At 64.9% G+C, this 6700-nt stretch carries 4 protein-coding genes; all 4 read right to left on the bottom strand.

Annotated elements, in window-relative coordinates; genetic code table 11:
* A partial coding sequence (locus ACLP4W_RS16600; RefSeq protein WP_442387712.1) for an AAA family ATPase occupies positions 1-221 on the bottom strand: 221 nt, incomplete at its 3' end.
* Positions 222-456: 235 nt separating this feature from the next.
* Complete coding sequence (locus ACLP4W_RS16595) at positions 457-3099, bottom strand: LuxR C-terminal-related transcriptional regulator (RefSeq protein WP_442387717.1); 2643 nt, start codon at positions 3097-3099, stop codon at positions 457-459.
* Positions 3100-3650: 551 nt separating this feature from the next.
* Positions 3651-6239 (bottom strand): LuxR C-terminal-related transcriptional regulator, encoded by a 2589-nt coding sequence (locus ACLP4W_RS16590; protein WP_442387715.1) that lies wholly within the window; start codon positions 6237-6239, stop codon positions 3651-3653.
* Between the two features lie 284 nt (positions 6240-6523).
* Positions 6524-6700 (bottom strand): response regulator transcription factor (locus tag ACLP4W_RS16585; RefSeq protein WP_442387713.1); only part of this gene is annotated, 177 nt, incomplete at its 5' end.

The following is a 6700-nucleotide window of genomic DNA, read 5'->3' as shown; positions in this document are numbered from 1 at the left end:
GAGCGACTGGGTCGCGTCCAACAGCTACACGAAGTGGACGGTTCCCCGCCCGACTCGAGTGTGTCGGCAAGTGCGCGAGCCAGTGTCGATTTACCGACCCCGCTATCACCGACCAACGCCACCCCATGGAACTCCGCACCGCCGTCGAGTGCTGCCAACGCCAGGCGCAGCTCGGTATCGCGGGCCACTATCGGCCACTCCGACCTGCTCTCCGTATGCACGGGACGCCGAACCTCCACCGCCAGGTTTTTCGCAGACCGTACCTGAGTCCGCCCACGCTTCGCGCCAGAATTCGATTTCCGAGCAAAATTTTTGTCACCAACGTCAATTCGACACCAGGTTCGACCAAATCATGCCCTTTGGATGGTTTCTCGGCGCGCGTTGGACGCGTAGACCACGCGTCTAGCGCAAATCATCCTGGCGCCGGTGCGCTTGACACCGGTTGCCGACGTCGAGTTACATCCCGGAGCGAGCGCCACCCACCAAGTGGATGAGCTGCTCGCGGCGCTCGATGCCGAGTTTGGCGAAGATGCGATAAACGTGTCCCTCCACCGTCCGCACCGAGACAGAAAGCCGATCGGCGATCTGGCGGTTGGACAAACCAGCCGCAGCCAGCATCACGATCTCACGTTCACGGTCGGTAATCGGCAGCGGTTGGGCCACGGAATGGACCGCGGGTGTTCGTATTCCCCCCTGCCTGGCCACCCAGTGCGCGCGGGTCGAAGACCGTACTTCCTTGCCGCGCTGGCCGGTGCGCGCGTGTTCACGTGCCGCCTGGGCTGCCGCGTCGGCGGCCAGCGCCACCGCGCCCATGGCAGCGAACCGCTCGGCCGCGGCGTCGAGCACATCGCCGTCGTGGTCGGCCAACCCCCGAGCGTGCTCCGCGATCGCCTGCGCCAACGGAGTGTTCAGTGTGTTGGCCAGCTCGGCCAGCCGCTCGGTTTGGGAACGGTCATCGAACCGGACGGCGGTGTGCAGCGCGCGCATCTCGACGGCGTACATCCCGGATTGTCGCGCGATCTGTGCGGCACGCACCGCGTGTGTCTGCGCGGCCGACGTCTGGCCGACGGCGGCCCGCTCCCAGGCCCGGGCCAGCTCGAGTTCCGGCAAGAACACCGCGACCTGCGGACCGTAGGCCTCCTGCGACCTGCGCAGCGCCGCGGCGGCAGCCTCAGCATCTCCCCGCGCACCTTCGGCCTGCGCGGACCAGGCTGTTACCAGCATCAACCAGGCCGACGGAAAACCACGCGACATCGCCGATATCGAGTCGTGAAATGCAGAACAGGCGGACACCAACGCACCCCGGCCAAGCTGGACGACCCCGAGCATCGCGTACACCATCGCGTCTGCTTCCGGCACGCCCGCGGCCATTGCGGCATAGCGTTCCCAAACCCGCTCGGCCGCCGGGAAATCCCCGGCCCAAGTCAACGCCGTGGCCTCAGCCAACCCGATGTTGAACCGGTCCGATCCCGATTCGCTGAGCGCAGCCGCCCGCAACCCCGCATCCGCTATCCGGTGAACGTCGCCAAACCGGCCGGCGAGCGCCAGCGCAGACGACGTTGCCACGGCCGCCCACAACGCCGCCAACGGCAACACATCCGATCCACACAAGCTCGGCCCGGTCTCGATCGCTGTCGCAACATCCCCGGAGAAGAACCCAAACGACACCTCCAGGGCCGTGACGAGACCGACGACTGCTTCCGAATCGACACGATTCTTCACGTCGGCGAGTACCTGCCGTGCCTGCTCGACCTGCCCACAGTTAATGAACAGATTCAAGGCTCGCAGGCCACCCCACTGCACGATCAGCCACTCATCGGCACCATCGGGAGGGTCGACGTCGGCGAGCATTGCCTCGGTCTCGTCGCCCCGACCCTGCCAACCCATCGCCCTACCAAGCACGATCGCGGCCGGCAGGCCACCGCCTCGATCGAACGCGAATCTGGCCAACTCCTCACCGCAGGCGGAGTTCGACATGGTCATCGCGCTCGCCGCTGCATCGATGATCAGGTCGAGGTCCGGCGACAGATCGCTACGCATCATGAACTGCGCCAACTGTATCCGGGTGCGCACATCGGGCAACCCCGACCGCTGCCCTTCGGCCTGCAGATTCTTCCGAAGTTGTTGTGCCAGCATGCCATTGAGCTGTCGCGAACGCACCACACCGGCGTGTCGGATTGCCGCTTCAGCCACGATGGGGTGAAACAACCGCGCCACCGTGTTTGACCCGTCGGCAACCAACTCGATCACACCACGGCGCTCCAAGCGTCCCACCACGTCGGCATCGCAAAGCCCACGCAGGATCTCCCAGTCCAGCACCTCGGCAGCCGCCAAGATCTCGACCGCCTCCAATTCCTCCGGCGCAAAGGACTGCAGGCGAAACTCCAGCATGTCGTAAAGTTGGCGGTCGGCACGCAGCGCACCTCGAAGTTGCCAGCCCGCATCCGTGCGCACCAACACACCACTTTCCCGACCCGCATCCAGCAAGCCACGCAACAGCAGCGGGTTACCCGCAGCTCGTTCGTGCAACTCGGTGATCAGCCTGGTATCGACCACGCCGCCGAGCACGGCGCGGGCCAGCACCTCGGTCTGCTCCCGGGTAAAAGCTTCAATGCGCAGACTCAGCAACAACCGCTCTCTCAAAAGCGCTGTCACCGCGTCGGGCACCGGGTCGCCGGACCGGATCGTCACGATCAATCGTGCACTGCCGCTGGCGGCAAGTTGGTGCACCAGCGTCGACGACAACGGATCGAGCAACTGCGCGTCGTCGACGACGACGACGAGGTTCTCTTGCCGCTCCAGGGTCCTTTGCGCGGTCGCGAGCATGGCGGCCGGTTCCCGCGGTGCGTCGATGGTCACCGACCGATAGAACGCGCCCAACGGCACCGTGGAGAGGGTTTGGGTGCCCAGCACATACCGCACCGTCGCCCCGCCCGACTCGAGTGTGTCGGCAAGTGCGCGAGCCAGTGTCGATTTGCCGTTCCCGCTGTCACCGAGCAACGCCACGCCATAGAACTCCGGGCCGCCGTCGAGCGCAGCCAACGCTAGGCGCAACTCGGTATCCCGGGCCACCATCGGCCACCCCGACCCGCGATCCATTTGCACCGGACGACCTCCACACCCAGGTCTTTTTCAGGTCTTTTTCGCAGACGATACCTAGTTTGCCCGGTTCGCGCCAGTTTTCGTTTTTTCGTGTTCAGACGATGTACGAACCTGCGAATAAGGTTGAAGATATTCGGTGGTGCCGTGCCGCTTACAGGGTCTTTAGCCCCTATGCGCGAGCCATAAGTCCCAAACGCGAGAGCTCAATGGCTAGTGGGCGTTTACATTTGCTGATGGGCATTGACATTTGAGTGGAGCACCGCAAATTGGATTAGTAATCGTTACAGGTAGGTGTAACGCCCCGGTCTCGCGCTTCCTGGGCATTGGGGTGCGCGGTGCCATTGGCGGGGTGCGACGAATGAGCCGGCGCGCCTGGGGATCTCGGGCCCTACCGGCCGACGCCCGCGCGACGTCGGCAGCGGTCATTGGTCGCCGATTCCACTTCGCCGAGGTCGACGGGGACACCGCCCGGGGAGGTCACTGCGGATCTGCCGGCCGAGGCCAACGAGCTCGACGCGCTTGAAACCGGGTTGGTTGCCGATGTCGAGTTACATCCAGGAGCGAGCGCCACGCACCAAGTGGATGAGCTGCTCGCGGCGCTCGATGCCGAGCTTGGCGAAGATGCGATAAACGTGTCCCTCCACCGTCCGCACCGAGACGGAAAGCCTTTCGGCGATCTGACGGTTGGACAAACCAGCCGCCGCCAGCATCACGATCTCACGTTCACGGTCGGTAATCGGCAGCGGTCGGGCCACGGAACGGACTGCCGGGGTTCGTATTTCGTGCTGGCCGGCCAGCCAGTGCGCGCGGGTCGAAGACTTTACTTCCTTGCCACGCTGGCCGGTGCGCGCGTGTTCACACGCCGCCTGAGCTGCCGCGTCGGCGGCCAGCGCCACCGCGCCCAGGGCAGCGAACCGGTCGGCCGCGGCGTCAAGCACATCGCCATCGCGATCAGCCAACCCACCAGCGTGCCCCGCGATCGCCTCCGCCAACGCAGTGTCCAGTGTGTCGGCCAACTCCCCCAGCCGCTCGGCTTGCGAACGGTCATCAAACCGCGCCGCGGTGTGCAGCGCACGCATCTCCACGGCATACATCCCGGCCTGTCGCGCGACCTGCGCGGCACGCACCGCATGTGTCTGCGCGGCCACCATCTGGCCGATCGAAGCCCGCTCCCAGGCCCGGGCCAGCTCGAGTTCCGGCAAGAACACCGCGACCTGCGGACCGTAGGCCTCCTCCGACCTGCGCAGCGCGGCAGCCGCGGCCACACCGTCGCCCCGCGCACCTTCGGCCTGCGCCGACAGGGCCGACACCAGCATCAACCAACTGAACGGAGAACCACGCGACATCGCCGATAATGAGTTTTGAAATGTGGCACACGCGGATGGCAGCGCGCCACGGGCAAAGTTCACCAGTCCAAGCATGGCGTTCACGACGGCGTGTACGGCAGGCGCGCCCGCCGGCATCGCGGCATAACGTTTCCAAACCTGCTCTGCCGCCGAAAAGTCACCCGCAGCCGTCAAAGCCACGACCTCACCCCACCCGATTACCAGCCGTAGCTGTCCGGAGTGGCCGAGGTCAGCCGCCCGCAAACCAGTGTCGGCTGTGCGGTGAACGTCGCCATACCGCCCAGTGAGCGCCAACGCCCAGCACGTCGCCGCGGCCGCCCACGCTCTCGCCATCGGGGGCGCGTCCGATGCACAGACCGCTAGTCCTGTCTCGATTGCCGTCGAAACGTCACCGGAGAAGTACGCGAATACCACTTCCATCGCCGTGCTGAGCCCTGCACTCGCGTCGAATTCGAGGCGATCTCTCACATTGGCGAGTCCCAGCCGAGCCTGCTCAATTTGCCCGCACCAGAAAAGATTCGCGGCGCGCATACAGCCATGCGCGATCATCAACTGATCGGCACCCTGAGGGTCGAAGGCACCGAGCACCGCCTCGACCTCGGCGCTCCGTCCCTGCCAGCCCATCGCCTCAGCAAGCACGATCGCCGCTAGCAGGCCACCGCCACGATCGAGCGCAAATCTCGCCAACTCCTCACCAGAGGCGAAGTTCGACATGGTCATCGCGCTCGCCGCCGCACGGATGATCACGCCGAGGTCCGGCGACAGATCGCTTCGCATCATGAACTGCGCCAGCTGGATCTGGGTGCGCACATCGGGCAACCTCGACCGCTGCCGTTCCGTCTCCAGGTACTTCCGAAGATGTTGTGCCAGCATGCTATTGAGCTGCCGCGTGCGTACCACCCCGGCTCGTTGCATTGCCGCCTCACCCAAGACGGGATGGTTCAGCCGCGCCACCGTGTTTGACCCGTCGGCAACCAGCTGGATTACCCCTCGACGCTCCAAGCGTCCCACCGCGTCGGCATCGCAAAGCCCACGCAGGATCTCCCAGTCCAGCACCTCGGCAGCCGCCAAGATCTCCACCGCCTCCAATTCCTCCGGCGCAAAGGATTGCAGCTGAAACTCCAGCAGATCGTAGAGTTGGCGGTCGGCACGCAGCGCACCTCGAAGTTGCCAGCCCGCATCCGTGCGCACCAACACACCACTTTCCCGACCCGCATCCAGCAAGCCACGCAACAGCAGCGGGCTGCCCGCGGTCCGGTCGTGTAACTCGTTGATCAGCCTGGTATCCACGGCGCCGCCGAGCACAGCGCGGGCGAGCACCTCGGTCTGCTCCCGGGTAAATGCCTCAACGCGCAGACTCAGCAGCAACCGCTCTTTCAACAGCGCCGTCACCGCATCGGGCACCGGGTCACCAGACCGGATCGTCACGATCAATCGTGCACTGCCGCTGGCGGCAAGTTGATGCACCAACGTCGACGACAACGGATCGAGCAACTGCGCGTCGTCGACGACGACGACCAGGTTCTCTTCCCGCTCCAGGGTTTGGTGCGCGGCGGCCAGCATCGCCGCAGGTTCATGAGCTTGCTCAACCGTCACCGACCGAAAGAACGCGCCCAACGGGATGGCGCACCCCGTTCGGGTGCCCAGCACATACCGCACCGTCGCCCCGCCCGACTCGAGAGAGTCGGCAAGTGCGCGAGCCAGCGTCGATTTGCCGTTCCCGCTATCACCGACCAACGCCACGCCACAGAACTCCGGGCCGCCGTCGAGCGCTGCCAACGCTAGGCGCAACTCGGTATCGCGGGCCACTTTCGGCCACTCCGACCTGCTCTCCGTTTGCACCGGGCGTCGAACCTCCACCTCAGGTTTTTCGCAGACCGTACCTGAGTCCGCCCACGGTTCGCGCCAGATTTCGATTTCCCGGCAAAATTTTTGTCACCAACGTCAATTCGGCACGGGTTTCGACCAAATCATGCCCTTTGCATGGTTTTCGGCGCGCGTTGGACTCGTAGACCACGCCTCTAGCGCAAATCATCCTGGCATCGGCGCGTTTGACACCGATTGCCGACGTCGAGTTACATCCCGAAGCGAGCGCCACCCACCAAGTGGATGAGCTGCTCGCGGCGCTCGATGCCGAGCTTGGCGAAGATGCGATAAACGTGTCCCTCCACCGTCCGCACCGAGACAGAAAGCCTTTCGGCGATCTGACGGTTGGATAAACCAGCCGCCGCCAGCATCACGATCTCACGTTC

The sequence above is a fragment of the Mycobacterium sp. genome (assembly GCF_052145595.1).
Classification (GTDB): Bacteria; Actinomycetota; Actinomycetes; order Mycobacteriales; family Mycobacteriaceae; genus Mycobacterium.
The sequence above is the reverse complement of the archived record's forward strand: the minus strand, read 5'-3'. Positions and strand labels throughout refer to the sequence as shown.